Genomic DNA, 26,178 nt, shown 5'->3' on the forward strand with positions numbered 1-26,178 from the left:
ACGGACGAGGAGGTGCGGTGGTGGTCACGAGGCTTCTGCTCCTAGGTTCCTGGTCGCGGTCATGTGGCGCATCAGCTCTTCCTGGCTGGCGTCGGCGCGCGAGAGCTCGGCCGTGAGCCGCCCCTCCGCGATGGTGTAGATGCGGTCCGAGAGGCCGATCAGCTCGGGCAGCTCGCTCGAGATGACGACGACCGCCTTCCCCTGGGCCGCCATCTCGGCGATGATCCCGTAGATCTCGTACTTCGCCCCGACGTCGATGCCCCGGGTGGGCTCGTCGAGGATCAGCACGTCGGGGCCCGAGTAGATCCACTTGCTGAGGACGACCTTCTGCTGGTTGCCGCCGGAGAGGTTGCCCACGACCGACGAGACCGACGGGGTCTTGATGTTCATCTGCCGGCGGTAGTCGTCCGCCACGGCGTACTCGCGGTTGCGGTCGATGACGCCGAGCCGGGCGAGCTTGCCGAGCGCGGCCGCCGACACGTTGACCGTGATGCTGCCGATCAGGTTCAGGCCGTAGCGCTTCCTGTCCTCGGTGACGTAGGCGATGCCGTTCTTGATCGCCTCGCCGACCGTGCGGGTCTGGATCTCGACGCCGTCCTTGTAGACACGGCCCGAGATGTCGCTGCCGTACGAGCGCCCGAAGAGGCTCATCGCGAGCTCGGTGCGCCCTGCCCCCATCAGGCCCGCGAAGCCCACGATCTCGCCGGCCCGCACGGTGAAGGAGGCGTCGTCGACGACCACGCGGTCGGCGTCGACCGGGTGGTGCACGGTCCAGTTCTCGACGCGCAGCTTCTCGGCTCCGATGTCGGGCACCCGCGGCGGGAACTGGCTGTCGAGCGGACGGCCGACCATGGCGCGGATGATGCGCGTCTCGATCTCCGGGGTGTCCTCGACCGCGAACGCCTCGATCGTCTTCCCGTCCCGGATGACCGTGACCGTGTCGGCGATCGCCCGGATCTCGCCGAGCTTGTGGCTGATGATGATCGCCGTGATGCCCTGGTCGCGCAGCTGGTCGATCAGGCCCAGCAGGTGCGCCGAGTCGTCGTCGTTCAGCGCGGCCGTGGGCTCGTCCAGGATCAGCAGCTTCACCTCCTTCGAGAGCGCCTTCGCGATCTCGACGAGCTGCTGCTTGCCGACGCCGAGCTCGAGCACCTTGGTGACGGGGCTCTCGGCGAGGCCGACCCTCTGCAGCAGGGCCGCCGCCTCCAGGTTGGTGCGGTTCCAGTCGATGACGCCGCCGCGCTGCACCTCGTTGCCGAGGAAGATGTTCTCGGCGATCGAGAGGAACGGGCTGAGCGCGAGCTCCTGGTGGATGATCACCACTCCGTCGCGCTCGCTGTCGTTGATCGACGAGTAGCGGACGGGCCGGCCGTCGAGCTCGATCACGCCGCCGAAGCTGCCGTGCGGCCAGACGCCCGAGAGCACCTTCATCAGCGTCGACTTGCCCGCGCCGTTCTCGCCGCAGATCGCGTGCACCTCGCCGCGCCGCACGCTGACGGAGACTCCGTCGAGCGCGCGGACGCCGCTGAACTCCTTGACGATGTCGGTCATCTGGAGGATGACGTCGTCCATGTGGTCCTCGTTCCGTTCAGGGGTGAGGGAGCCGGCGGCGGCCCGTGGGGACCGCCGCCGGCTGCCGGGTGGTGGGGTCAGAGACCCACGTCGTCGGCGTCGACGAAGCCGGAGTCGACGAGGACGGACTGCACGTCGTCCTTCGTGACGACCACCGGGTCGAGCAGGTACGCCGGCACGACCTTGACGCCGTTGTCGTACGTCTCGGTGTCGTTCGTCTCGGGGTCCTCGCCCGCGACGATCGAGGCGATCATCGCCTGCACCTGGGTGCCGAGCTCACGCGTGTCCTTCCAGACCGTCATCGACTGCTGGTCGGCGAGGATCGCCTTGACGTTCGCGACGTCGGCGTCCTGGCCCGTGATGATCGGCCAGTCCGTGCCCGCCTGGTAGCCGGCCGCGTCGAGGCTGGCCTCGATGCCGAGCGCGAGGCTGTCGTTCGGCGAGAGCACGACGTCGACCTTGTCGCCGCCCGTGTAGAACGACTGGAGGCGGTTGTCCATCTCGGCCTGGGCGTCGTCCGAGCCCCAGCCGAGGATGCCGATGGCCTTCCAGCCGTCGTCGTCGGCCGGTGCCTTGCCGCTCGGCACGGTCAGCACGCCGCTCTCGACGTAGGGCTGCAGGACGTCCCACGCGCCGGCGAAGAAGAAGCCGGCGTTGTTGTCGTCCGGGCTGCCCGCGAAGGGCTCCATCGTGAACGGGCCCTTCTCGCCGTCGGCGAGGCCGAGCTGGTCCTCGATGTACTGTCCCTGGAGCTGGCCGACCTTGTAGTTGTCGAACGTCGCGTAGTAGTCGACCGCCTCCGTCCCGTTGATGAGGCGGTCGTAGGCGATGACGGTGACGTCCTGCGAGGCGGCGTCCTCGAGCACGGGGCCGAGGGTCTGCCCGTCGATCGCGGCGACGACGAGGATCTTCGCGCCTCCCGCGACCTGGTTCTGGATCTGGCTGATCTGCTGGTCGGTCTTGTTGTCGGCGTACTGCAGGTCGACGGTGCAGTCGTCGCCCTCGAGCTTCTCCTTGAGGCCCTCGCCGTCGTTGATCCAGCGCTCGAGGCTGCGCGTCGGCATGCTGATGCCGACGTTGCAGTCGGTGCCGGCGGCGTCGTCCCCGCCGCCGGAGGAGCCGCCCGAGGAGCCGGCGGGTGCGCAAGCCGCGAGGCCGGCCACGAGGCCGAGCGTCAGGGCCGCCACGGAGAGCGTGCGTGCTGTGGTCATGGTGCGGATCCTTCCGATGGGATCTGCCCGGGCGACGGGTCGCGGCTCCCTCCGGGTGCGTGGGGAGCGTCGTGGCCGTGGTTCGTCGTCGAACCGGTCCAGATCGAGCTGTACTTCGCTGTAGTGCTCGAGGCCGACGAGGGTGCGTCGGCTATTTGTTGGCTCTCGGAACATATAGCCGTGAGGAGGCGCGCGCCAGAGCGGGGAGGCGTCGTTACCGAATCGAGATGAACGATGCTCGCGTTCACCCTGGTCGAGGGGCGGTTGCCGTGCCTGCACCTTCCCAGCGCCGTCCTAGGGTGACGCGTCATCATCCTGGGCAGGCGCCTCCTCCGTGCCGACCAGCCCGAGCAGCACCCGAGCCGACCCCAGGAGACACACCATGCAGAAGAAGACCGGAATCGTCCTCGGAGTCGCAGCGGTCGTGGTGGTGGGCCTCGGCGTCACCGCCGCGGTCGCCGGCCCCGCTTTCTACCGCGACGTGATCGTCGGCGAGCCCGAGGCCGCCCCCACCGTCTCGGTGACGCCCGGCGCGACGACCATCGACACGAGCGACCTCAGCGGCGCCTGGACCGTGGGCGACGGCAGCACCGCGGGCTACCGCGTGGACGAGGTGCTGAACGGCACCGACGTCACCGTCGTCGGCACGACCGACCAGGTCACCGGCACCGTCACGGTCGAGGGCGACTCGGTCACGGCGGCCACGATCGACGTCGACGTCGCGAGCATCGCCACGGACAGCGGCAACCGCGACGGCTACTTCCGCGACGACGCCATGGAGGCCTCGACCTACCCCACGGCGACCTTCGTGCTGACCCAGCCCATCGACGCCGGCGTCCCCGCCGACGGCGACGTCGAGACCGTCGAGGCGACGGGCGACCTCACGATGCACGGCGTCACCCAGAGCGTCACCGTCTCGCTGCAGGCCGCGCTCTCGGGCGACGGGGTGCAGATCAGCGGATCGGTGCCGGTGACCTTCAGCGACTACGGCGTCGAGGCGCCGAGCTTCGGCTTCGTCCAGGTCGAGGACTCGGGGACGGTCGAGTTCCTCGTGTCGGCGACCCCCGCCTCCTAGACGACCGGCCGACGTGACGCCGCCGGGGCATCTCGCCGAGGCGGACTGCCCCGGAACGTCATCTCGATCAGCGCAGCAGCGCGGCGATCGTCGCCGGGAGCGCGTCCACGAGGCCGAGGACCGTGAGCGGGCCTCCGGCGCTCGCGCGCTCGGCGGCCAGGCCGTGCACGACCGCGGCGGTGGCCGCGAGACGGGCGAGGGCGTCCTCCTGGGCGAGTGCCTCGTCCGAGTGGGTGGCGACGAGCGCGCCCAGCACGCCGCCGAGCGCGTCGCCCGCACCGGCCGTCGCGAGCCAGGTCGGTGCGCTCTCCGCCATGAGCCGGGTGCCGCCGGGCGAGGCGACGTGCGTGCGGTGGCCCTTCACCAGGACGGTGCAGCCCCACTCCCCCGCCGCCCGTGCCGCGGCCTCTCCCGGGTCGGCCGCCACGTCGTCGACGGACCGCCCGGACGCCCGCGCCAGCTCGCGGAAGTGCGGCGTCAGCACGACCGGCCCCGTCGCCCGCTCGCGCAGCGACAACGCACCCGCGTCGAGCACGAGGGGCAGCCCCGAGGAGGCGGCCGTCTCGAAGCCCTCCGCGGTCACGTCGTCGAGGTGGTCGGGGTCCACCCCCGAGCCGAGCAGCCACGCCTGCACCCGACCGGGGCTCGTCACGGCCTCCGGCCGTCGGTGCAGCACGAAGTCCGAGGCGCGCGCCGGGCCGAGGTAACGGAGCATGCCGACGCCGGTGTGCAGCGCCGCCTCCACGCCGAGGACGGCGGCCCCCGGGTACGCGGTCGAGCCGGTCACGACGCCGAGCACGCCGCGGCTGTACTTGTCGTCGTCGACCGCGGGGACGGCGATCCAGGCAGCGGCGTCGGCGGCGGTCCAGGCGGCAGGGCGGGAGGCGGTGTGCGGGTCGGTGGTCACGCCCCGACGCTAGTCGGGCTCGCGGCGCCGGCGTCCAGAGCCCCGGCCGAGCCGAGACGCCTGGGGCCGCCGATACGGTGGGAGGATGAGCATCTCGATCCCCGGCCGCACCGTCGTCTTCGACTACGGCGAGGTGATCTCCCGGTTCCCCGACGACGCCTCGCGTCGGCGCATCGAGGAACTCGCCGGTGTCGAGCCCGCCGCTCTCTGGCCCAGCTACGGTGCCCACCGGCACGCCCTCGACCACGGCCGCCTCACGGCCACCGCATACTGGCGCGCCGTCGAGGCCGACACCGGCGCCGACTGGTCGCGCACCCGCGTCCACGAGCTGTGGGCCGCCGACTTCCCGTCGTGGTTCGTGCCCGAGCCCGGCACCCTCGACGTGATCGCCGACCTCGCCGACGGCGGAACGCGCCTCGCGATCCTCTCGAACGCCGGCCAGGACTTCGCCTCGCCGTTCCGCCACTCGCCCCTCGGCGACCTGTTCGAGCAGGTGTTCGTCAGCGCCGAGCTCGACGACCTGAAGCCGTCGGCCTCGATCTTCCGGCACGTGCTCGCCGAGCTCGGAACAACCGCAGCCGACACGGTGTTCATCGACAACAGGCCCGACAACGTCGAGGCCGCCCAGGCCCTCGGCATCACCGGGCACCTGTTCACCGGCCCCGAGCCGCTCCGACTGTTCGTCGAGGGGCTCGCGGGCCTCCCCACCGAAAGGCGATGACCGCTCTCGTGACCCAGACGGACGCTGCACCCTCCCCCACCTCCGACACCTCTCCCGCCTCGACGCAGGGCGGCTCCCCCCTCGGCCTCTTCGACGCCGTCACGCTGCGCGGCCAGACGTTCCGCAACCGGCTCTGGGTCGCGCCCATGTGCCAGTACTCGGCCGAGGAGCAGGACGGCGTCGCCACCGACTGGCACCTCGTGCACCTCGGCTCGCTGGCCCGAGGAGGCGCGGGCGCCGTCATCTCGGAAGCCGCGTCGGTCACGCCCGACGGCCGCATCTCGCCGCAGGACCTGGGCATCTGGAACGACGAGCAGGTCGAGGCACTCAAGCCGATCACCGCGTTCGTCCGCTCGCAGGGCTCGGTCCCCGGCATCCAGCTCGCTCACGCCGGGCGCAAGGCGTCCACGTTCCGCCCCTGGAGCGAGACCCAGGGCTCCGTCCCCGAGGCCGAGGGCGGCTGGCCGACCGTCGCGCCGTCCGCGGTCGCCTTCGAGGGCTACGCCGCGCCGCGCGAGCTGACCCGCGACGAGATCGTCGGGCTCGTGGAGGCGTTCCGCGCCGCCGCCCGCCGCTCGGTCGAGGCCGGCTTCGGGCTGATCGAGCTGCACGCCGCCCACGGCTACCTGCTGCACCAGTTCCTCTCGCCGCTCAGCAACGAGCGCACCGACGAGTACGGGGGCTCCCTCGAGAACCGGGCGCGCCTCCTCGTCGACGTCGTCCGCGCCGTGCGGGCCGAGGTCGGCGACGACCTGCCGCTGCTCGTCCGCTTCTCCGCCACGGACTGGGCCGAGGGCGGCTGGGACGAGCACGAGACGGCCACCGTCGCCGCCTGGTCGCGCGACGCCGGCGCCGACCTGTTCGACATCTCGACCGGCGGGCTCGTCGCCGGGGTGACGATCCCGGTGGGCCTCGGCTACCAGGTGCCGTTCGCGCAGCACGTGCGCGAGACGGCCGAGGTCGAGACCGGGGCCGTCGGCCTCATCGTGTCGGCCCGGCAGGCGCAGGCCGTCGTGGCCGAGGGCCGGGCGGACGTCGTGCTGATGGCCCGCGAGTTCCTCCGCGACCCGCACTTCCCGCTGCGCGCCGCGGCCGAGCTGGGCGTCGAGCTCGACTACTGGCCCGAGCAGTACCTCCGGGCGCCGTTCCGCACCTCCTAGGGCCTGAGGGGCCCGACCGGCCCACACGACGACGGCCGCGCCGACCCCGAGGGGCGGCGCGGCCGTCGTCGTCCGGTCCGACCTACGACCGCCTGGTCGCGTCCTGCACCTCGCCGATCAGCTCCTCCAGGATGTCCTCGAGGAACAGGACGCCCTGGGTGTCGCCCCGCTCGTCGAACGACCGGGCGACGTGCACGCCGCTCCGGCGCATCGTCGCGAGGGCGTCCTCGAGGTCGGTGCCCTGGTAGATCGAGATCAGCTGGCGGATGCGCTTCGGCGGCACCGGGTCGCCGAACTCGTCCTCGTCGAGGTCGATGACGTCCTTGAGGTGCAGGTACCCCGTCGGGTCGCCGGCGTCGTCGACCAGCACGTACCGCGAGAAGCCGTTCTGCGCGACGGCCCGCTCGACGTCGCCCGGGGTGGCGTCCTCGGGCAGGGTGACGAGGCCCGACATCGGCACGGCCACGTCGTCGACCGTCTTCTCGGTGAACTCGAACGCGGCCTGGAGCGTGCCGCTGCCGTCGCGGAGGGTCCCCTCACGCTGCGACTGCGCCACGATCGTGGCCACCTCGTCGACGGTGTACGCGCTGGCGGCCTCGTCCTTCGGCTCGACGCGGAACGCCCGCAGGACGGCGTTCGCCGACCAGTTGAGCGACACCACGACGACGTGCAGGAGGCGCGCCACGGCCACGAGCGGCGGCGCCAGCAGCAGCGCCGCCTTGTCCGGCAGCGAGAACGAGATGTTCTTCGGCACCATCTCGCCGAGCACGACGTGCAGGAACGACACCAGCAGCAACGTGATGACGAAACCGACGACGCTCACCAGCTGCTCGCTGAGCCCGGTCAGGCCGAGCGGGCCCTCGAGGAGGTGGTGGATGGAGGGCTCGGAGACGTTCAGGATGAGCAGCGAGCAGATCGTGATGCCGAGCTGGGTCGTCGCCAGCATCATCGTCGCGTGCTCCATGGCCCAGAGGGTGGTCTTGGCCGCCCTGCTGCCGGCCTCGGCCTTGGGCTCGATCTGCGACCGGCGCGCCGAGATGACGGCGAACTCCGCCGCCACGAAGAACGCGTTGCCCATCAGCAGCAGCACGAGCCAGACGATGCCCCACCAGTCGCTCATCGGGCCGACTCCTTCTGACGGGCGTCGACGCCGCGCATCGACGCCGGCGCGTCCGACCTGCCGGCGCGCTCGGCCCGGCTCGCACGCTCGGCGCGGCCACCGCGCTCGGGCTGCTCGACGACCTCGTCCTCGGGCGTCGGCGTGAACCTGATCCGGTCGATGCGCCGTCCGTCGAGCCGCTCGACGCGGAACGTGCCCGCCTCGGACTGGACGACGTCGCCGACGACGGGCAGGCGTCCGAGCTCGCTCATCACCCAGCCGCCGACGGTCTCCCAGGGGCCGTCCTCCGGCACCGAGACCGACGCGCGCTCGAGCAGCTCGTCGGGGCGCAGCAGCCCGGGGAACGTCAGCCAGTTGCGCGAGCGGACGACGTCGACGCGGCTGCGGTCGTGCTCGTCCGACACCTCGCCGACGAGCTCCTCGATGAGGTCCTCCAGGGTGACGACGCCTGCCGTGCCGCCGTACTCGTCGACGACGACGGCCATCTGGTAGCCGCGGCCGCGGACCTCGCCGAGCAGGTTGTCGAGCGTCATGGTCTCGGGGACGCGCACGGCGTCGGTGAGCAGCGCCGAGACGGGCACGTCGGCCCGCTTCTCCCGCGGCACGGACACGGCCTGCTTGACGTGGACGAGGCCGACCACGTCGTCGATGCCGTCGTCGGTCACCGGGAACCGCGACAGGCCGGTGCGCCGGGCCAGCTGCAGCACGGTCTCGGCCGAGTCGGTGCGCGTGACGGTCGAGAGGCGCGGCCGCGGCGTCATGACGTCGGAGGCCGTGTGGTCGCTGAACGCCAGGGTGCGCGCCAGCAGGGTCGCCGTGTCGAGGTCGAGGCTGCCCTCGAAGGCCGAGCGGCGCACGAGCGACGAGAGCTCCTCGGCGGTGCGCGCGCCGGACAGCTCCTCCTTGGGCTCGATCCCGACACCCCGCAGGATCGCGTTAGCCGTGTTGTTGAGCAGGGCGACGGCGGGACGGAACACCGTCGTGAATCCGACCTGGAACGGGATGACGAGCTTCGCCGTCCGCAGCGGCAGAGCCAGCGCGAAGTTCTTGGGCACGAGCTCGCCGACGATCATCGAGAGCAGGGTCGCGACGACGATCGCGACGACCGGCCCCGCGACCGTGACCACGGGCTCGGGCAGGCCGACCCCGAGGAGGGGCGGCGCGAGCAGCCGGGAGATCGCCGGCTCCATCGTGTAGCCGGTCAACAGCGTCGTCAGCGTGATGCCGAGCTGGGCGCTGGAGAGGTGGGTCGACGTGATGCGGAGGGCACCGATGGTCGGCGCGAGCCCCTTCTCGCCCTTGGCCTGACGGGCTTCGAGGTCGGAGCGGTCGAGGTTGACCAACGAGAACTCGCTGGCGACGAAGAGGCCGGTGCCGATCGTGAGGGCGATGCCGATCGCGAGCAGGATCCACTCGTTCACGACGACGGAGCACCGCCCTGAGTCACGGGATGGTGTGAGGGTGCAGCGGGCTGAGACGGAGGGTCATCCATAGAGAGGGAATCTTAGCCGCTGCACGCCCCGTCCGTCACCGGTCGGCCCCATCTGCTCGTCAGCAGGCGAGGAGCCTCGTCACCAGCTGACGGGGAGCGCCTTGCCCTCCTCGTAGCCCGCCGCCGACTGGATGCCCACGAGCGCCCGCTCGGCGAACTCGGGCAGGGTGCGCGCACCCGCGTAGGTGAACGAGCTGCGCACGCCGGAGGTGATCATGTCGAGCAGGTCCTCGACGCCCGGCCGCAGCGGGTCGAGGTAGATCCGCGACGACGAGATGCCCTCGGCGAAGAGCGTCTTGCGGGCGAGCTCGAAGGGGTCGAGCCGGCCGAATCGGCCCTGGACGGCCTTCGTCGACGCCATGCCCCAGCTCTCCTTGTAGAGGCCGCGCTCGTCGGTCGCCAGCTCGCCGGGCGCCTCCACCGTGCCGGCGAACCAGGAGCCGATCATCACCGACGACGCGCCGGCGGCGAGGGCGAGGGCGACGTCGCGCGGGTAGCGGACGCCTCCGTCGGCCCAGACGTGCGCGCCGAGCGACCGGGCGGTCGCCGCCGTCTCGAGCACGGCGGAGAACTGGGGGCGGCCCACGGCGGTCATCATCCGGGTGGTGCACATCGCCCCGGGGCCGACGCCGACCTTGATCACGTCCGCGCCCGCGCCCACGAGGTGGCGCACCGCCTCCTCGGTGACGACGTTGCCGGCGACGATCGGCAGGCCGAGCCCCGCGGCCGCCACCTGCTTCACCGCGGCGACCATGCCGTCCTGGTCGCCGTGCGCGGTGTCGAGCACGAGCACGTCGACGCCGGCGGCGGCGAGCGCGCGGGCCTTCTGCTCGACGTCGCCGTTGATGCCGACGGCAGCGGCGACCCGGAGGCGGCCGTCGCGGTCGAGTGCCGGCTGGTAGATCGTCGACCGGAGCGCGCTCTTGCGGCTCACCGTGCCGACGACCTGCCCGTGTCGCAGCACGGGCGCGAAGTCGATCTCGGCGGCGACCATGCGGTCGAAGGCGGCCCGGGGCGAGTCGACGTCGTCCGCGTCGAGCGAGGTGAGCGCGCCGTGCAGCAGGTCGCCCAGCACGGCGTCGCGCGGTGCGGTGGCCAGCCGGGAGGCGGCGATGCAGCCGAGGAACCCGCCGTCGGCGTCGTGGAGCACGATGCCGTGCCCCTCGACGGCGGGCACGCGGGTGAGGGCCGTGGCGACGGTCTCCCCCGGGTCGAGCGACCAGGGGGTGTCCCACTCGACGGGCTGCGACTTGACCCAGCGGATGGCCGCGTCCAGCTCCTGGAGCGGCATGTCCTGCGGCAGGACCCCGAGGCCGCCGCGCCGGGCGAGGGTGGCCGCGAGGCGGGGGCCGGTGACGGAGTTCATGTTCGCCGAGACGATCGGGACGGTGGCGCCCGTGCCGTCTCCCGGCGCCAGCGAGACGTCGAGCCTGCTCGTCACCGACGAGCGGCTGGGCACCAGGAACACGTCGGAGTACGTCAGGTCGTGGGTCGGCGTCGTCTCGTAGAACCTCATGGGTCAACGGTAATCCCTGCGGGTCGTCGGGACGCGGCCAGGCGGACGTTGTTAAGCTGGTCCCCGGCGGGCGCCGCTGCCCGCCGTGACATCGAACGATCAACGGAGAGTGGGCGATCGGCTGTGACGAGCCACGTGACGGGAACGACCGACGAGGGTGCCTTCGGGGCCAACGAGTGGCTGGTCGACGAGCTCTACGAGAAGTGGGTGGTCGACAAGTCCGCGGTCGACGAGTCGTGGTGGCCCGTCCTCGAGGCCTACACGCCCTCGGGCGGCTCCGAGGCCGCGACGCCGGCCGAGGCCCCTGCTTCCGCAGAGGCCCCCGCGGCCGACCAGGCCCCCGCAGCCGACCAGGCGTCCGGCGGCGAGGCGCAGGTGCCCGACGAGGTGACCGGCGCCCCCGGTGAGAACGAGCCCGCCGCGCCCGCACCTGCCCCGGCCGCCCCCGCGGGCAAGAAGGCCGCCAAGACCACCTCGGTCGAGCCGTCGGAGAAGCCGATCCCGGCCGAGTCGCCCGCCAAGGCCCCCGAGAAGGCCCGCAGCAGCGCCGAGCCCGCACCGGAGCCCGAGGCGAAGGTCGCTCCCCTCCGCGGCATGGCCAAGTCGCTCGCCACGAACATGGACGCGAGCCTGAGCGTCCCGACCGCCACCAGCGTCCGCACCGTCGCCGCGAAGCTGATGATCGACAACCGCATCGTGATCAACAACCACCTCAAGCGCGCCCGCGGCGGCAAGGTCTCGTTCACGCACCTCATCGGCTGGGCGCTCGTCCAGGCCCTCAAGGAGTTCCCGAGCCAGAACGTCTTCTACGACGAGGTCGACGGCAAGCCCTCGGTCGTCACGCCGGCGCGCATCAACCTCGGGCTCGCGATCGACATCCCGAAGCCCGACGGCACGAGGGCCCTGCTGGTCCCCGGCATCAAGAAGGCCGACGAGATGACCTTCGCCGACTTCCTGTCGGCCTACGAGGACGTCGTCCGCCGTGCCCGCGACAACAAGCTGACCGCGGCCGACTTCCAGGGCAACACGATCTCGTTGACGAACCCGGGCGGCATCGGCACGGTGCACAGCGTGCCCCGCCTGATGAAGGGCGCGGGCTCGATCATCGGCGCCGGCGCGCTCGACTACCCCGCCGAGTTCCAGGGCACGTCGTCGAAGACGCTCGTCGAGCTCGGCATCGGCAAGACGGTCACGCTCACGAGCACCTACGACCACCGCGTCATCCAGGGCGCCGGCTCGGGCGAGTTCCTCAAGAAGGTCAACGAGCTGCTGATCGGCCAGCGCGGCTTCTACGAGCAGATCTTCGCGGCCCTCCGCATCCCGTACGAGCCCATCCACTGGAACCCCGACATCAACGTCAACCTCGCCGAGCGCGTGGGCAAGACGGCTCGGGTGCAAGAGCTCATCAACAGCTACCGGGTCCGCGGCCACCTCATGGCCGACATCGACCCGCTGCAGTACCGCCAGCGCAGCCACCCCGACCTCGCCATCGAGAGCCACGGCCTCACCTTCTGGGACCTCGACCGCGAGTTCGTCACCGGCGGCCTCGGCGGGCACACCTCAGCCCTGCTGCGCGACATCCTCGGCATCCTCCGCGACTCGTACTGCCGCACCATCGGCGTCGAGTACATGCACATCCAGGACCCCGCGCAGCGCGCCTGGGTGCAGCAGCACGTCGAGGTGCCCTACGTGAAGCCGTCGCACGACGAGCAGATGCGCATCCTCGCGAAGCTCAACGAGGCAGAGGCGTTCGAGACGTTCCTGCAGACGAAGTACGTCGGCCAGAAGCGCTTCAGCCTCGAGGGCGGCGAGTCCGCCATCGCCCTGCTCGACACCGTCATCCAGCAGGCGGCCCGCGAGGAGCTCGAGGAGGTGGCGATCGGGATGGCCCACCGTGGCCGCCTCAACGTGCTCACCAACATCGCCGGCAAGACCTACGGGCAGATCTTCCGCGAGTTCGAGGGCACCCAGGACCCGAAGACGGTCCAGGGCTCGGGCGACGTCAAGTACCACCTGGGCACCGAGGGCGAGTTCACGAGCGCCACGGGCGAGACGATCCCCGTCTACATCGCCGCCAACCCGTCGCACCTCGAGGCCGGCGACGGCGTGCTCGAGGGCATCGTCCGCGCCAAGCAGGACCGAGGCCCGAAGGGCGTCTTCGGCACGCTCCCCATCCTCATCCACGGCGACGCGGCGATGGCCGGCCAGGGCGTCGTGGTCGAGACCCTGCAGATGTCGATGCTGCGCGGCTACCGCGTCGGCGGGACCATCCACGTGGTGATCAACAACCAGGTCGGCTTCACGACCCCGCCGTCCGAGTCGCGCTCGTCGATCTACTCGACCGACGTGGCGAAGACGATCCAGGCGCCGGTGTTCCACGTCAACGGCGACGACCCCGAGGCCGTGGCCCGGGTCGCCGAGCTCGCGTTCTCGTACCGCCAGCAGTTCAAGCGCGACGTCGTCGTCGACCTGATCTGCTACCGCCGCCGCGGCCACAACGAGGGCGACGACCCCTCGATGACGCAGCCGCTGATGTACAACCTCATCGAGGCCAAGCGCAGCGTCCGCACCCTCTACACCGAGGCCCTCGTCGGCCGCGGCGACATCACGCAGGAGGAGTACGACGGCGCGCACCGCGACTTCCAGGACCGCCTCGAACGCGCCTTCCAGGAGACGCACGCGGCCCAGACCGGATCGATGCCCGTCATCACGGACGACAACGGCGACGTCGACGACCTCGAGCGCCCCCGGTCGCAGCGGGACGACGCCTCGGGCGAGCCCGAGAGCACGGGCGTCGACCTCGACCTGATCCACGCGATCGGCGACGCGCACGACAACCCGCCCGAGGGCTTCTCGGTGCACCCGAAGCTCTCGCAGCTGCTCAAGAAGCGCGTCGACATGAGCCGGAACGGCGGCATCGACTGGGCCTTCGCCGAGCTCCTGGCGATGGGCTCGGTCCTGACCGAGGGCACCCCGGTGCGCCTCGCAGGACAGGACAGCCGGCGCGGCACCTTCGTGCAGCGCCACTCGGTGCTGCACGACCGGGAGAACGGCCAGGAGTGGCTGCCCCTGCAGAACATCACCGACGACCAGGCGAACCTCTGGATCTACGACTCGCTGCTCAGCGAGTACGCGGCGATGGGCTTCGAGTACGGCTACTCGGTCGAGCGGGCCGACGCGCTCGTGATGTGGGAGGCGCAGTTCGGCGACTTCAGCAACGGCGCGCAGACGATCATCGACGAGTTCATCTCGAGCGCCGAGCAGAAGTGGGGCCAGCGCTCGAGCGTCGTCCTGCTGCTGCCGCACGGCTACGAGGGGCAGGGGCCCGACCACTCGTCGGCCCGGATGGAGCGGTTCCTCCAGATGTGCGCGGAGGACAACATGACCATCGCGCGCCCCTCGACCCCCGCCTCCTACTTCCACCTGCTGCGCCGCCAGGCGTACGCACGCCCCCGCCGCCCGCTGGTCGTCTTCACGCCGAAGGCGATGCTGCGACTCCGCGGCGCGACGAGCGGCGTCGACGCGTTCACGAGCGGCCGGTTCGAGCCGGTGCTCGACTGCACCCGCGTCCAGGACCCGTCGGCGACGAAGCGGATCGTGCTGCACTCCGGCAAGATCCACTACGACCTCACCGCCGAGCTCGACAAGCGCGGCGTGCAGGACGACATCGCGCTCGTCCGCCTCGAGCAGCTCTACCCGCTGCCGCTCGACCGCATCCGCGAGGTGCTGTCGCGCTACCCCTCGGCCGAGATCGTCTGGGCCCAAGAGGAGCCGGAGAACCAGGGCGCCTGGCCGTTCGTCGTCCTCGAGCTGCAGAAGCACCTCGACCGCCGGATCACAGTCGCTTCGCGACCTGCGTCGGCCTCGCCCGCCGCGGGCTCGACCAAGGCGAGCGCGGCCCAGCAGGCCGAGCTGATCGCGGCGGCGCTCACGCTCTAGCGTCCACGCCCCGCACCGAAGACGACGGCCGCCCTCCCCGCAGGAGGGCGGCCGTCGTCGTCGGCCGTGCGGCGATTCGAGGGGTCAGACGAGCTTCGAGTAGCGCACGCCGGCCTCGTGGTAGCCACGCTTGCGGTAGAAGCGGTGGGCGGAGTCGGTGGCTGCGGCCGAGACGGCCTCGAGCGTGCGGGCTCCGTGGCCGCGCGACCACTCCTCGAAGTGCTGCAGGAGGTGCGAGCCGGTGCCGTCCCGGCGGGCCGCCTCCCCGACGACCAGCAGCAGCAGCTGCGCGGTCGGGGCGTCGGCGTTGTAGGCCCATCGCACGTGCGCGCCGGCCACGGCGACCACGCGGCCGTCGTCGCCCCGGACGACCCAGGTCTCGTGCCCCGCGGCCGCGGTGAGGTGGGACAGGCGAGCCGAGAGCACCTCGGCGTCGAGCGAGTGGCCGAGCAGCCCGACGAGGGCCACCAGGTCGTCGAGGTCGTCGGACGTCGGGCTGGCGAGGATCTCCACCGTGGCGGTCATGCGACGACGCTAGCGCAGGTCGACGACCTGTGACGTCGGACGATAGGGTCGATCGTCATGGGTCTCTTCACACGGAACTCGACGCCCGAGCAGCACGTCGCCGACGAGGCAGCCCGCTTCGTCAAGTCGGTCGCGAAGGGCGGGCACCGCGACGACGCGGCCTCGCTCGACTTCAGCCCGGGCTCCGTCCGTGCGCTCGACACCGTGCTCGCCCGTCACCGGGGCGACGTGGACGCAGACGGGGTGCCCGACGCGGTCTCGCTCGGCGCCGCCTGCTACTTCTTCGAGACGGTGCGCCGCGAGTACGGCGGGCGGCTCTGCTCCGGCACCGGCAGCGACCCGCTCGTGCTGGTGGTCGGCGAGCCGGACTTCCGCCTCTGCGTGCCGGCCGTCTCGAAGGTCGTCCAGCGGACGGGCGACGCAGGCGACCCCTCCCTCGAGCTGCTCTGGGACGACGTCGTGGCGCACGCGGCACGTCGCGAGGACGCGACGCTGGCCTGACCGGCCAGCCCCCCAGGGCCTAGTGCGAGGCCTGCAGGTCGCGGATGCGCGCGAGCACGGTCGAGCGCAGGTCTTCGGGAGCCGTCTCCTTGCAGGCGCGCTGCACCGCCTCCGTCAGCACGATGCCCACCTTGTGCTCACCCGAGCAGTCGGCGCACGTGGCCATGTGCTCCCGGATGTCGGCGGCGTCCTCACGGCAGAGCTCGTCGTGCAGGAACTCCTCGAGCTCGGCCTTCGCCTTGTCGCAACCGCAGTCGGTCATTTGGTGCTGCCCTTCGATGTCGTGCCGGCCGGCACCGCGATCCCACGGTCACGGGCGTAGTCGGCGAGTAGTCCCCGGAGGAGTCGGCGGCCGCGGTGCAGACGGCTCATCACCGTGCCCACGGGCGTCTTCATGATGTCGGCGATCTCTTGGTACGAGAAGCCCTCGACGTCCGCGAAGTAGACCGCCATGCGGAAGTCCTCCGGGACCTTCTGGAGCGCGTCCTTGACGGCGCTGTCCGGCAGGTGGTCGATGGCCTCGGCCTCGGCCGAGCGGGTGGAGCCGGAGGTGCGGGTCGCCGACTCGGCGCCGCCCATCTGCCAGTCCTCGAGCTCGTCGATCGTGCCCTGGTAGGGATCGCGCTGCTTCTTGCGGTACGTGTTGATGAACGTGTTCGTCTGGATCCGGTACAGCCAGGCCTTGAGGTTCGTGCCCTGCTGGAACTGCCGGAACGCCGCGAAGGCCTTGACGAACGTCTCCTGGACGAGGTCGGAGGCGTCGGCCGGGTTGCGCGTCATCCGCATCGCCGCGGCGTAGAGCTGGTCCATGAACGGCAGGGCCTGTTCCTCGAACAGTGCGCGCAGGTCGGGCTCGCCCTCGTCCGACGCCTCGACGGCCGCCACGGCCTCGACGGTCGCCTCGGCGACGCCGCCGCCGGCCTCGACGGGGTCGGGTGCGGTCGCGCTGGTCGCGGGTGTGGGCTCGTCGCCCTCGGGGGTGATCATCACGGCCGATTCTAGTTCGGCCACGGTGATCCGCCTCGGTGCAAGTGCTGTGGGCACGTGTCCTCCAGGTCGTCGCTGCATTACCCTGGTGAACCGATGCAGGTGTACAGGTATTCCGGGCCCGAGTTCTCCCCCTACGACGACGGCGGCGTTCCCCCGACGGTCGACGACGGGCGCTGGGTCGCGCCCCGCGCCGCCGGGCCGCTCCGCGCCTCCCTGTCGCTGCCCGGGTCGAAGTCGCTGACGAACCGCGAGCTGGTGCTCTCGGCACTGGCCGACTCCCCCTCGACGCTGCGGGCTCCCCTGCACTCGCGCGACACCTCCTTGATGATCGCGGCGCTCCGCGCGCTCGGCACGACGATCGACGAGCTCGAGTCGGGCGAGCCCTTCGGCCCGGACCTCGTCGTCACGCCCGGCGAGCTCACGGGCGGCGCGACCGTCGACTGCGGCCTGGCCGGCACCGTCATGCGGTTCCTGCCCCCCGTCGCGGCGCTCGCCCTCGGCCCGGTCACCTTCGACGGCGACGAGGCGGCCCGGCGCCGCCCGATGCGCGCGACCCTCGACTCGCTGCGCGCCCTGGGCGTCGACGTGTCGGACGACGGCCGCGGCTCGCTCCCCTTCAGCCTCTACGGCACGGGCGAGGTCGAGGGAGGCGAGGTCGAGATCGACGCGTCCGCCTCCAGCCAGTTCGTGTCCGGCCTGCTGCTGTCCGCCCCGCGCTTCTCACGCGGGCTGACGCTCCGCCACACGGGAGACGTGCTGCCGAGCACGCCGCACATCGAGATGACGATCGACGCGCTCGCGCAGCGGGGCGTGGCCGTCGCGACCCCCGAGCCCGGCGTGTGGGAGGTGCCCCCCACCGCGATCGCCGGACGTGAGCTGACCATCGAGCCCGACCTCTCGAACGCCGCGCCGTTCCTCGTCGCGGCCCTCGTGGCCGGCGGCACCGTCTCGATCGCGCACTGGCCGGCCGAGACGACGCAGGTCGGGGCCGACCTGATCGAGCTGCTGCCGCTCTGGGGCGCGACCGTGTCGCTGGTCGACGGCGTGCTGACCGTGGACGGCGGCGACGGCCTGATCGGCGGCGGCTCGCTGCCCGGCGTCGACGTCGACCTGTCCCGCGGCGGCGAGCTCGCCCCGGCCCTCGTCGCCCTGGCCGCCCTCGCCTCCGGTCCGAGCACCATCACGGGCATCGGTCACCTGCGCGGGCACGAGACCGACCGCCTCGCCGCCCTCGCGAGCGAGATCTCGGCTCTCGGCGGCCTCGTCACCGAGCTCGACGACGGCCTCCACGTCGAGCCCTCGCCCCTGCACGCCGGCCAGTGGCGCACCTACGGCGACCACCGCATGGCCCACGCCGCGGCGATCATCGGCCTCGCGGTCGACGGCGTCGAGCTCGACGACGTCCGGGTCGTCTCGAAGACGCTGCCCCAGTTCGTCGACCTGTGGGACGACCTGCTCGGCCGCCGCGTCGTCGAGCGACCGGCCGACATCGACCTGCTCGGGTTCCTGTAGGCCCCCGGTGAGCTGGTGGAACGACGGCGACGACGCCGTCGAGGACGAGGCCTGGGGCCAGTACGACGAGAGCTCGGTGCGACAGCGGCCGAACCCGAAGGCCAACCGGCCGCGCACCAAGCAGCGGCCCGCGTACGCGGACGCCGAGGAGGGCGTGGTCTGGACGGTCGACCGCGGCCGCTACGGCGTGCTGATGGACGCCGGCACCCCCGACGAGCGCGAGATCACGACCGCCCGCGCCCGCGAGCTCGGCAAGAAGAGCGTCGTCACGGGCGACCGGGTCGGCGTCGTCGGCGACACGAGCGGGGCGGAGGGGTCGCTCGCCCGCATCGTCAAGGTGCAAGAGCGGACGACGCTGCTGCGCCGCAGCGCCGACGACAGCGACGCCGTCGAACGCGTCATCGTGGCCAACGCCGACCAGATGCTCATCGTCGTCGCCGCGGCGGACCCCGAGCCGCGCCCCCGTCTCGTCGACCGCTACATGGTCGCCGCCTTCGACGCGGGCGTCGAGCCGATCCTCTGCATCACGAAGACCGACCTCGCCGACCCCGCGCCGTTCGCGGCCCACTTCTCGTGCCTCGACCTGCGGATCGTGACCACCACCTCCACGTCGTTCGACCCCCTGCCCGACGGGTCGCCCTCGCCGGTGCTCGACGAGCTGCGCGAGCTGCTCGACGGGCACGTCACCGTGACCGTGGGGCACTCGGGCGTCGGCAAGTCGACCCTCGTCAACGCCCTCACGGGGTCGCAGCGCGAGGTCGGCGTCGTCAACGCGGTGACCGGACGCGGTCGGCACACGTCGTCGTCGACCGTCTCGTTCAAGGTGCCGAGCGGCGGCTGGATCGTGGACACCCCGGGCGTCCGCTCGTTCGGGCTCGGGCACGTCGACCCCGAGAACATCCTGCGGTCGTTCGCCCGGCACGCCCGCCCCTCCGAGAAGCCCTCGCGCGACGGGATCCCGCTGGCCGAGGCGCACGACTGGGAGATCGTCGACCGCGTCGAGGCCGGCGAGCTCGGCGACGTCGGGCGGGAGCGGCTCGCCTCGCTGCAGACGCTGCTCGCCTCGAAGGGCGGCGTCAGCGGCCGCGAGCAGGCCGCCCGCGACGAGGACGCACGTTCGGACGAGCAGCCGCCGCGCTAGCCGGCCGGCCGCCGCCGCCGCCGCGGTCATTCGCATCCGGACCCGTACCCGGGCCCGCAAATGCCGACCGCGCACCCTGCAACAACCGGATTTCCCTGTTCTGCAGCAGAATGCGAGGCCCTCTGGTCGGCATTTGCCAGCTGCTTTCTCAAATTTGAGAGTGATCCGCCGTCGCCGAAGCGTTTCTCGCGAGAAGCGGGGCACTGGGAGCAGGATCGCTCTCGCTCTGCGATCCCCACCCCCGAGATGTGACCGGTACGCAGTGCGGAGACGAGGAGGCGCGGTGTCGGCCGAGTGCGCTCGGTACGCTGGCAGCGTGACCGACCCGACCCGCGCCTCCTCGTCCGACGCCGCTGCCGACGCCGCCGACGGCGGGACCCGCTGGGCCGCCGACCTTAGGCTCGCGCTCACGCTCGCCGACGCGGCCGACGCGATCAGCACGGAGCGCTACCGCTCCGCCGACCTGCACGTGTCGCTCAAGCCCGACCGCACGCACGTCACCGACGCCGACCAGGCCGTCGAGCGGGCCATCCGGGCCGGGATCGAGTCCGAGCGCCCCGACGACTCCTTCTACGGCGAGGAGTACGGAGACGACGCAGCCGGGGTCGACAGCGCCCACGAGGACGCCGCTGCGACGGACGACACCGGCACCGGCACCGGCACCGATGCTGCCGGCCACGCCCGAGCGGTCCCCCGCCGCCAGTGGATCGTCGACCCGATCGACGGCACCGCCAACTTCCTCAGGGGCGTCCCCGTCTGGGCGACGCTCATCTCGCTCGTCGTCGACGGAGTCCCCGTCCTCGGCGTCGTCAGCGCCCCCGCACTCGGGCGTCGCTGGTGGGCGAGCACGGGCGGCGGAGCGTTCTCGTCCGAGCACGGCACGACCCCCCTGCGCGTCTCGGGCGTGCGCGAGCTCGCCGACGCGTCGCTGAGCTACAACGGCCTCGAGTACTGGCGAGAGGCAGGCCGGCTCGAGCGGCTGCTGACGCTCACCGAGCAGGTCTGGCGCACCCGTGCTTACGGCGAGTTCTGGTCGTACCTGCTCGTCGCCGAGGGTGCGCTCGACGTCGCGGGCGAGCTCGGCCTCGAGCCCTACGACATGGCGGCGCTGATCCCGATCGTCGAGGAGGCGGGAGGCCGGTTCACGAGCGCCGACGGCGGGCCCGGCCCGTGGCACGGTAGTGCCCTCGCGACGAACGGCCTGCTGCACGACGACGTCCTCGCGGTCGTCGCCGCCTCCCCCGACGCGGCACCGAGGGTCATCCGCTCGGTGTAGGCCCCGGCCGGGAACCGGTCCCTCTGGTTGATGCTGACGAAACACCCGGTCGGCTTGACTGGCCGCAGGCAGTCGCCACACCCCGGAGGGGTCCCGCCGAAGGGCGGGTGAGCGAGCCAGGAGCCCCGCGGTCCGTCGTCACCTCGACGGGCCGCGGCGGCCCCGCCAACCAGACCGTCTCGCAGAGGAGCCCCCCATGTCCGTCGTCACCGCCGCCTCCCTCGTCGCCGCCCACACCAGCACGGTCACGCGCGTCGACCCTGCCGCCGTCGACCTGCCCCGCACGCTCGCCGTCGACATCACCGCTTGGCTCGACGCCGCGGCCGCGCAGTCGCCCGCCGCCTGAGCGGCAGCAGCTGCTAGGAGGCGTCGGCCGCCTCGCCCACCCGCCCCTGCTTGCGCGCCCGCAGGTCGAGCAGCGCCAGCACGAGCGCTCCCGCCACCAGGGCGATGGTCACCAGGAACCCGCTGCGGTACGCCTCGTGGTAGATGTCGAGGGTCGAGCCCTCGCTGCGTCCGGCGATGACCGAGTAGAAGGTCGAGACCGCCGCGGCCGTGCCGATGGCGGTGCCGGCGCGCTGGCCGACCTGGCCCATGGAGCCGGCGACCCCGCCCATCTCGACCGGCACCTCCGCCAGGGTCAGGGTCTGGTTCGGCGAGATGACGAAGCCTCCGCCGGTGCCGGCGACGAGCATGCCGCCCGCCATCGCCCACGGCGTGTACTCGGGCGGGGTGAGCGTCGCGGCCAGCAGGAGGACGACGAAGCCGACCCCCACGAGCACGAGGCCGAGCACGACGAGGCTCCGGCCGTACTTCTCGACGATGCGTCCGCCGTAGAACGCGGCGACCGCGCTGGTCAGCGCGAACGGGATGGTCACCATGCCGGCGTAGACGGGCTCGAGGCCGAGCCCCTGCTGCAGGAAGAGCGTCGTGAGCAGGAACGTCGCGGGCAGCGCGCAGAAGTACACGGTCGCGATGAGGGTGCCGTTGCGGTACGACGCGAGCGAGAACAGCGAGAAGTGCACCACCGGCGACTTGCCGTGGGCCTTGTAGCGCTGCTCCCACCAGACGAAGAGGGCACCGAACCCCGCGAACCCGATCAGGAACAGCCAGCGCAGCGGGTCGTCGCCCTGGCCGGTCGTCAGCACGAACGGCAGCATCAGGGTGAGGATCGTCAGCCCGAGCAGCACGATCCCCATGAGGTCGAGCTCGTTGTGCCCGCTCGGGGCGGTCGAGGTGCGGGGCAGCAGCTTGAGGGCGAAGACGATGGCGACGATGCCGAGCGGCACGTTCATCCAGAACAGGAGGCGCCAGCCGTCCTGGGCGCCGCCCACCGCGATCAACAGGCCGCCGATCGTGGGGCCGAACGCGGTCGAGACGCCGATGACCGCCCCGAACAGGCCGAAGGCACGGCCGCGCTCGCGTCCCTGGAACAGCTGCTGGATCAGGCCGAGCACCTGCGGCATCTGGATCCCCGCCGCGACGCCCTGCAGGATGCGCGCGGCGACGAGGAGCTCGACGGTGGGAGCGATCGCGCAGAGCACGCTGGCCACGGTGAACGAGCTGAGGCCGATGACGAACATCAGGCGCCGCGACTTGAGGTCGCCGAGGCGGCCCGACGGCACGAGCGACAGGCCGAAGGCGAGGGCGTAGCCCGCGACGATGAGCTGCAGCGCCGTCGGTCCGGCACCGAGCGACGCCTCGATGCTCGGCAGGCCCACGTTGACCTTCGACAGGTCGAGGATCGTCAGCGCCGCGACGCCTACGCAGACCCAGAACGCCTGCCACTTCTGACGCTCGTCGTACCCCGACGACGAGGAGGAGGTGGGCACGGAGGAGGTGTCGGGCGCGTTCGTCATGGAGGTTCCGTCATACACCTGCAGAGACTGCACGGCTCTCACCGGGGATGCCTGGCCCGTTTGCGAGCGTGCGCCCGTTCGGCGGTCCTCGCCCCTGTCGTGCCTCCCTGATCCGTGTGAAGATCACTCAAGTCGACGCCGACCTGTCACCTGGGCCGGCCCTCACGGATCAGGATCCCCATGCGCAGCGTCACGACACCCCGTGGCCGGCTCACTCGGACGCTCGTCGCGTTCGCGGTCGCCGCGGCCGCCGTCTCCCCCGCCCTCCTCGTCGCCGGGCCGGCCCACGCCGCCGGCACGCCCCTCCTGACCGAGTCCTTCACCGGCAGCTCGATCGCCGACCCGGCCTGGCGCGGCCTCAACGACGCCTGCCTCACCGGGGCCACCGCGGCGGCCCCGGCCGGCAGCAGCAACCTGTCGCAGTGCTCCGACCTGAGCGGGTCGCCCGCGGTCGGCACCCCCGGCTTCCTGCAGCTGAACGCCGAGAGCGGCTTCCGTCGCGGCGGCGTCGTCTACAACCAGGCCATCCCCGGCAACGGCGGCCTCGTCGTCGAGTTCGACCAGTGGCAGTACGGCCCCGACGGCGGCGACGGAGGCGACGGGATCGGCTTCTTCCTCACCGACGGCGGCGAGCAGCTCACCATGACGGGCGCCGACGGCGGCTCGCTCGGCTACGGCAACCGCAACGGCGACCCCGGCGTCGTCGGCGGCTACGTCGGCATCGGCCTCGACGCCTACGGCAACTTCGCGAACCCCACCGAACTGCGCGACGCGACCTGTACCCCGCCCGAGGTCGGCCCCGGCTTCGTGCCGAACGCCGTGTCGCTCCGCGGCCCCGGCAGCGGCACCACCGGCTACTGCTGGCTGGCCGGCACGGTGGGTGCGAACACCGGCGGCGACCGGTTCGCCTCGACGTTGCCGGGCTCGCTGCGCGGCACCGGCGCCGACGACACCAGCCGCGACTCCGTCCGCGTGACCCTGAGCCCGGACGCGCTCCCCCTCGTCACCGTCGACATCGACTTCCACGACGGCCGCGGCTACCTGCGCGTGCTCGAGCACCAGATGACCGACGCCGCCCCCGACACCTACAAGCTCGGCTTCCTCGGCTCGACGGGCGGCGCGACCGACGTGCACCTGATCCGCAACCTCTCCGTCTCGTCGGTGCAGGAGCTCGGCGCGCTCAACGTCGTCAAGTCCGTCTCGAGCTCGACGCCGACCGAGGGATACGCCGTCGGCGACCGCATCGACTACTCGTTCACCGTCAGCAACACCTCCGTCGTCAGGCTCAACGCCCTGTCGATCGCCGACGCCCTCGCGGACGGCCTCAGCTGCCCGACCACGACCCTCGCCCCTGTCGGCCAGCCGGGAGCCACGACCGTCTGCACGGGCGGGCACACGGTGACCACCGCCGACGCGCAGACCGCGACCTTCACGAACACGGCGACCGCCCGCGCGGTCGACGCCGGCAACGGGGCGCCGATCGTCAGCGACCCGTCGACGGCCACCGCGCCGCTCGACCAGCTGCAGCCCGCCGTGGGCCTGACCCAGACCGCCGAGCTGATCGACGCGGACGGCGACGGCGTCGCCGGCCCGGGCGACACGATCCGCTACCGCTTCACGGTGACCAACACGGGCGAGACGCCCCTCGGCGGCCTCGCCGTCGACACGGGATCCGCCCCGGCCGTCGACACCACCGGGGTCGCCCTGGTGGTGGGCGGCACCCGCACCTTCACGTCCGACCGCCCGGTGACCCAGGCCGACGTCGACGCGGGCGGCCCGCTCGTCAACACCGCTTCTGCCACGGGCTCGTCGCCCTCGGGGCTGACGGCCGCCAGCGGCCCCTCGGTCGTCGCGACGCCCCTCCTGACGGCCTCGGACCTGCTCGAGCTCGGCGTCGAGCAGGCCCTCAGCACCGACGCGGACGGCGACGGCCTGGCCGGTCTCGGCGACGTCGTCACCTACCAGTACACGGTCACCAACACGGGCACGAGCACCCTCACCGGCGTCGCCCTCGCCCCGACGCGCGGCACCGGAGTCGTGGTCCTGAGCGGCGACCCGGCGTCCCTCGCCCCGGGCGCCTCCGTGACCTACACGGCCACGACGACGATCACCCAGGCCGACGTCGACAGCCCGGCCCCCGTCACGGAGACGGCCACCGCCTCCGCCACGGGGGTCGACGGGCCGCTCACCACCGCGCCCGCCTCGGTGCAGACCCTCACCGCCGCGGCCGACGACGCGCTGGCGGTCGACGTCGTGCCCGTGCTCGACGACACGAACGGGAACGGCCTGGCCGACCCGGGCGAGACGATCTCGTACGAGTACGTCGTGACCAACGCGGGCAACACGAGCCTGACCGACATCGTCATCGCCGGCCCGGGCGTGCTGCGGCCCGAGCGCGTCGGCGACGGGACCGCCGCCCCCGACGGCACCGTCCGCTTCACGTCCGCTCCCCGCACCGTCACGCAGGCCGACGTCGACGCGGGCGACCCTCTCGTGGTCACCGCCACGGCGACGGGCACGACTCCGGAGGGCACCACGATCGACAGCCCCGCGGCCTCGGGCAGCACGCCGCTGCTCGCTGCCGTGGGCGGCCTCGACCTCGAGCTCACGGCCGTGCTCACCGACACCGACGGCAACGGCGCGGCCGACGCAGGCGAGACGATCACCTACACGTACACCTCGACCAACACGGGCACGGCGACGCTGACCGGCCTGGGCGTGACGGCGCCGCGCACCCCCGTCACGACGGCGCCGCCCGCGTCGCTGGCACCGGGAGCATCCGTCACCGTGACCGGCAGCTACGTGGTCACGCAGGCCGACGTGGACGCCGGCACCGACCTGGGCGCCGCGGCGGTCGCCACGGCCACCGACCCGGAAGGAGGCGCGGTGACGTCACCCGAGGTCGCCCTCGCGATCCCGACGCCGGTCGCCCCCGGCACCGCCGGCCTGTCGATCGAGGTGACGGCCGTGCTCACCGACACCAACGGCAACGGCGTGGCCGACGCAGGCGAGGTCGTCACGTACCGCTACGTGGTCCGGAACGACGGCACGCTGAGCCTCACCGGCGTCTCGGTCGCGGACCCCGACGCCCAGGGTCTCGCCCCCGAGTCAGCGGACCTCGCACCGGGCGAGTCGGTCACCTTCACCGCCACGCGGACGGTGACGGACCGCGACGTGCTCGCCGCCGCAGCAGGCGACGGCACCGTGCGGACGACGGCCCGCGCCACCGGCAGCGCCCCCGACGGGACGCTCGTCACCTCGGCGGCCGACGTCGTCGCGGTCGAGGCCGGAGCGGTGCCGACGTCGCCGACCGATCCCTCGACGCCGCCCGTCGACCCGGGGACGGGCCCCGTCGGGCCGGTCACCGTCACGCCGGTCGCGCCCGGTCCGGGAGCAGGCACGGCACCCGGCGTCGGGAACGGCGGCGGCGGCGGCACGACGGCCGGTCGCGCCGGTCTCGCGTTCACGGGTGCCGAGAGCGCTTGGCTCGCGAGCGTCGCGGCGATGCTCCTCGTGGCCGGCATCGGTGCGGTCTCGGTCGCGCGCCTCCGGACGGGCGGCGGTCGACACCAGCGTCGCTGACCGAGCCGCGACAGGACGGGCACGGCGAACTCGCCGCGCCTGTCCCGTGTCCCCCATCTGGACCACCCGGCTCGTCACC

Annotated in this window: 20 protein-coding genes; 10 read left to right on the top strand and 10 right to left on the bottom strand. The window is 72.3% G+C overall.

From position 1 onward, the window contains the following. Positions 1-24 precede the first annotated feature (24 nt). Positions 25-1,572 carry a multiple monosaccharide ABC transporter ATP-binding protein gene (gene mmsA, locus EDF20_RS03480; RefSeq protein WP_123546391.1) on the bottom strand — a complete coding sequence of 516 codons (1,548 nt, stop codon included), beginning with the start codon at positions 1,570-1,572 and terminating at the stop codon, positions 25-27. Positions 1,573-1,649: 77 nt separating this feature from the next. Beyond that, on the bottom strand, positions 1,650-2,783 hold the full coding sequence (chvE, locus tag EDF20_RS03485) for a multiple monosaccharide ABC transporter substrate-binding protein (RefSeq protein ID WP_133737711.1): 1,134 nt from the start codon (positions 2,781-2,783) through the stop codon (positions 1,650-1,652). 382 nt (positions 2,784-3,165) lie between these two features. On the opposite strand from chvE, the gene EDF20_RS03490 reads away from it, so the two are divergent. Next, positions 3,166-3,858: a YceI family protein gene (locus EDF20_RS03490; protein ID WP_123546393.1), complete on the top strand. Its 693-nt coding sequence runs from the start codon at positions 3,166-3,168 to the stop codon at positions 3,856-3,858. 67 nt (positions 3,859-3,925) lie between these two features. Here the strand turns inward: EDF20_RS03490 and EDF20_RS03495 are convergent, their stop codons facing one another. Continuing rightward, positions 3,926-4,765, bottom strand: a complete 840-nt coding sequence (locus tag EDF20_RS03495; protein WP_133737712.1) for an ADP/ATP-dependent (S)-NAD(P)H-hydrate dehydratase — start codon at positions 4,763-4,765, stop codon at positions 3,926-3,928. 85 nt (positions 4,766-4,850) lie between these two features. On the opposite strand from EDF20_RS03495, the gene EDF20_RS16125 reads away from it, so the two are divergent. Further along, positions 4,851-5,486 (top strand): HAD family phosphatase, encoded by a 636-nt coding sequence (locus EDF20_RS16125; protein ID WP_123546395.1) that lies wholly within the window; start codon positions 4,851-4,853, stop codon positions 5,484-5,486. Then, positions 5,483-6,646, top strand: a complete 1,164-nt coding sequence (locus EDF20_RS03505; RefSeq protein ID WP_133737713.1) for an NADH:flavin oxidoreductase/NADH oxidase — start codon at positions 5,483-5,485, stop codon at positions 6,644-6,646. Before EDF20_RS16125 ends, EDF20_RS03505 begins: the two co-directional genes overlap by 4 nt. Positions 6,647-6,728: 82 nt before the next feature. Here EDF20_RS03505 and EDF20_RS03510 read toward each other — a convergent pair whose 3' ends face one another. The 3 genes from EDF20_RS03510 to EDF20_RS03520 all read right to left on the bottom strand — a co-directional run bounded on the left by EDF20_RS03510 (position 6,729) and on the right by EDF20_RS03520 (position 10,774). Further along, positions 6,729-7,766 (bottom strand): hemolysin family protein, encoded by a 1,038-nt coding sequence (locus EDF20_RS03510; protein WP_133737714.1) that lies wholly within the window; start codon positions 7,764-7,766, stop codon positions 6,729-6,731. Continuing rightward, positions 7,763-9,187, bottom strand: a complete 1,425-nt coding sequence (locus EDF20_RS03515; protein ID WP_133737715.1) for a hemolysin family protein — start codon at positions 9,185-9,187, stop codon at positions 7,763-7,765. Before EDF20_RS03515 ends, EDF20_RS03510 begins: the two co-directional genes overlap by 4 nt. Before the next feature lie 150 nt (positions 9,188-9,337). Next, positions 9,338-10,774: a GuaB1 family IMP dehydrogenase-related protein gene (locus tag EDF20_RS03520; RefSeq protein ID WP_123546399.1), complete on the bottom strand. Its 1,437-nt coding sequence runs from the start codon at positions 10,772-10,774 to the stop codon at positions 9,338-9,340. A gap of 123 nt (positions 10,775-10,897) precedes the next feature. Between EDF20_RS03520 and EDF20_RS03525 the strand changes: the two genes are divergently transcribed. Next, on the top strand, positions 10,898-14,713 hold the full coding sequence (locus tag EDF20_RS03525; RefSeq protein WP_133737716.1) for a multifunctional oxoglutarate decarboxylase/oxoglutarate dehydrogenase thiamine pyrophosphate-binding subunit/dihydrolipoyllysine-residue succinyltransferase subunit: 3,816 nt from the start codon (positions 10,898-10,900) through the stop codon (positions 14,711-14,713). A gap of 84 nt (positions 14,714-14,797) precedes the next feature. Here EDF20_RS03525 and EDF20_RS03530 read toward each other — a convergent pair whose 3' ends face one another. Next, positions 14,798-15,238, bottom strand: a complete 441-nt coding sequence (locus EDF20_RS03530; protein WP_123546401.1) for a GNAT family N-acetyltransferase — start codon at positions 15,236-15,238, stop codon at positions 14,798-14,800. Between the two features lie 57 nt (positions 15,239-15,295). On the opposite strand from EDF20_RS03530, the gene EDF20_RS03535 reads away from it, so the two are divergent. Continuing rightward, a complete protein-coding gene (locus tag EDF20_RS03535; protein ID WP_123546402.1) occupies positions 15,296-15,739 on the top strand; it encodes a hypothetical protein in 444 nt (147 codons plus the stop codon). 19 nt (positions 15,740-15,758) lie between these two features. Here EDF20_RS03535 and EDF20_RS03540 read toward each other — a convergent pair whose 3' ends face one another. Then, positions 15,759-16,001: a zf-HC2 domain-containing protein gene (locus EDF20_RS03540; protein ID WP_123546403.1), complete on the bottom strand. Its 243-nt coding sequence runs from the start codon at positions 15,999-16,001 to the stop codon at positions 15,759-15,761. Beyond that, positions 15,998-16,750, bottom strand: coding sequence for a sigma-70 family RNA polymerase sigma factor (locus EDF20_RS03545; protein ID WP_233568966.1), 753 nt, complete (start codon positions 16,748-16,750; stop codon positions 15,998-16,000). The genes EDF20_RS03540 and EDF20_RS03545 overlap by 4 nt, the downstream gene beginning before the upstream one ends. A gap of 72 nt (positions 16,751-16,822) precedes the next feature. Here EDF20_RS03545 and aroA point away from each other — a divergent pair, with 72 nt between their 5' ends. From aroA to EDF20_RS15580, 4 genes are all read left to right on the top strand, one after another. Then, positions 16,823-18,241 (top strand): 3-phosphoshikimate 1-carboxyvinyltransferase, encoded by a 1,419-nt coding sequence (aroA, locus tag EDF20_RS03550; protein WP_133737717.1) that lies wholly within the window; start codon positions 16,823-16,825, stop codon positions 18,239-18,241. 7 nt (positions 18,242-18,248) lie between these two features. Further along, complete coding sequence (rsgA, locus tag EDF20_RS03555; protein ID WP_123546406.1) at positions 18,249-19,382, top strand: ribosome small subunit-dependent GTPase A; 1,134 nt, start codon at positions 18,249-18,251, stop codon at positions 19,380-19,382. A 316-nt stretch (positions 19,383-19,698) separates the two neighbouring features. Continuing rightward, complete coding sequence (locus EDF20_RS03560) at positions 19,699-20,658, top strand: inositol monophosphatase family protein (RefSeq protein ID WP_133737718.1); 960 nt, start codon at positions 19,699-19,701, stop codon at positions 20,656-20,658. A gap of 196 nt (positions 20,659-20,854) precedes the next feature. Further along, positions 20,855-21,004 carry a hypothetical protein gene (locus EDF20_RS15580; protein ID WP_166644747.1) on the top strand — a complete coding sequence of 50 codons (150 nt, stop codon included), beginning with the start codon at positions 20,855-20,857 and terminating at the stop codon, positions 21,002-21,004. Positions 21,005-21,017: 13 nt separating this feature from the next. Here the strand turns inward: EDF20_RS15580 and EDF20_RS03565 are convergent, their stop codons facing one another. Continuing rightward, a complete protein-coding gene (locus EDF20_RS03565) occupies positions 21,018-22,517 on the bottom strand; it encodes an MFS transporter (RefSeq protein WP_133737719.1) in 1,500 nt (499 codons plus the stop codon). Between the two features lie 180 nt (positions 22,518-22,697). On the opposite strand from EDF20_RS03565, the gene EDF20_RS03570 reads away from it, so the two are divergent. After that, complete coding sequence (locus tag EDF20_RS03570) at positions 22,698-26,099, top strand: hypothetical protein (protein ID WP_133737720.1); 3,402 nt, start codon at positions 22,698-22,700, stop codon at positions 26,097-26,099. Positions 26,100-26,178 lie beyond the last annotated feature (79 nt).

The organism is Frigoribacterium sp. PhB116 (assembly GCF_004364285.1).
In the GTDB taxonomy this organism is placed as follows: Bacteria; Actinomycetota; Actinomycetes; order Actinomycetales; family Microbacteriaceae; genus Frigoribacterium.

Coding starts and splice junctions, on each gene's coding strand:
- mmsA (WP_123546391.1), bottom strand. CDS start 1,572: ATGGACGACGTCATCCTCCAGATGACCGACATCGTCAAGGAGTTCAGC.
- chvE (WP_133737711.1), bottom strand. CDS start 2,783: ATGACCACAGCACGCACGCTCTCCGTGGCGGCCCTGACGCTCGGCCTC.
- EDF20_RS03490 (WP_123546393.1), top strand. CDS start 3,166: ATGCAGAAGAAGACCGGAATCGTCCTCGGAGTCGCAGCGGTCGTGGTG.
- EDF20_RS16125 (WP_123546395.1), top strand. CDS start 4,851: ATGAGCATCTCGATCCCCGGCCGCACCGTCGTCTTCGACTACGGCGAG.
- EDF20_RS03505 (WP_133737713.1), top strand. CDS start 5,483: ATGACCGCTCTCGTGACCCAGACGGACGCTGCACCCTCCCCCACCTCC.
- EDF20_RS03510 (WP_133737714.1), bottom strand. CDS start 7,766: ATGAGCGACTGGTGGGGCATCGTCTGGCTCGTGCTGCTGCTGATGGGC.
- EDF20_RS03520 (WP_123546399.1), bottom strand. CDS start 10,774: ATGAGGTTCTACGAGACGACGCCGACCCACGACCTGACGTACTCCGAC.
- EDF20_RS03530 (WP_123546401.1), bottom strand. CDS start 15,238: ATGACCGCCACGGTGGAGATCCTCGCCAGCCCGACGTCCGACGACCTC.
- EDF20_RS03535 (WP_123546402.1), top strand. CDS start 15,296: ATGGGTCTCTTCACACGGAACTCGACGCCCGAGCAGCACGTCGCCGAC.
- EDF20_RS03540 (WP_123546403.1), bottom strand. CDS start 16,001: ATGACCGACTGCGGTTGCGACAAGGCGAAGGCCGAGCTCGAGGAGTTC.
- aroA (WP_133737717.1), top strand. CDS start 16,823: ATGCAGGTGTACAGGTATTCCGGGCCCGAGTTCTCCCCCTACGACGAC.
- EDF20_RS15580 (WP_166644747.1), top strand. CDS start 20,855: ATGTCCGTCGTCACCGCCGCCTCCCTCGTCGCCGCCCACACCAGCACG.
- EDF20_RS03565 (WP_133737719.1), bottom strand. CDS start 22,517: ATGACGAACGCGCCCGACACCTCCTCCGTGCCCACCTCCTCCTCGTCG.
- EDF20_RS03570 (WP_133737720.1), top strand. CDS start 22,698: ATGCGCAGCGTCACGACACCCCGTGGCCGGCTCACTCGGACGCTCGTC.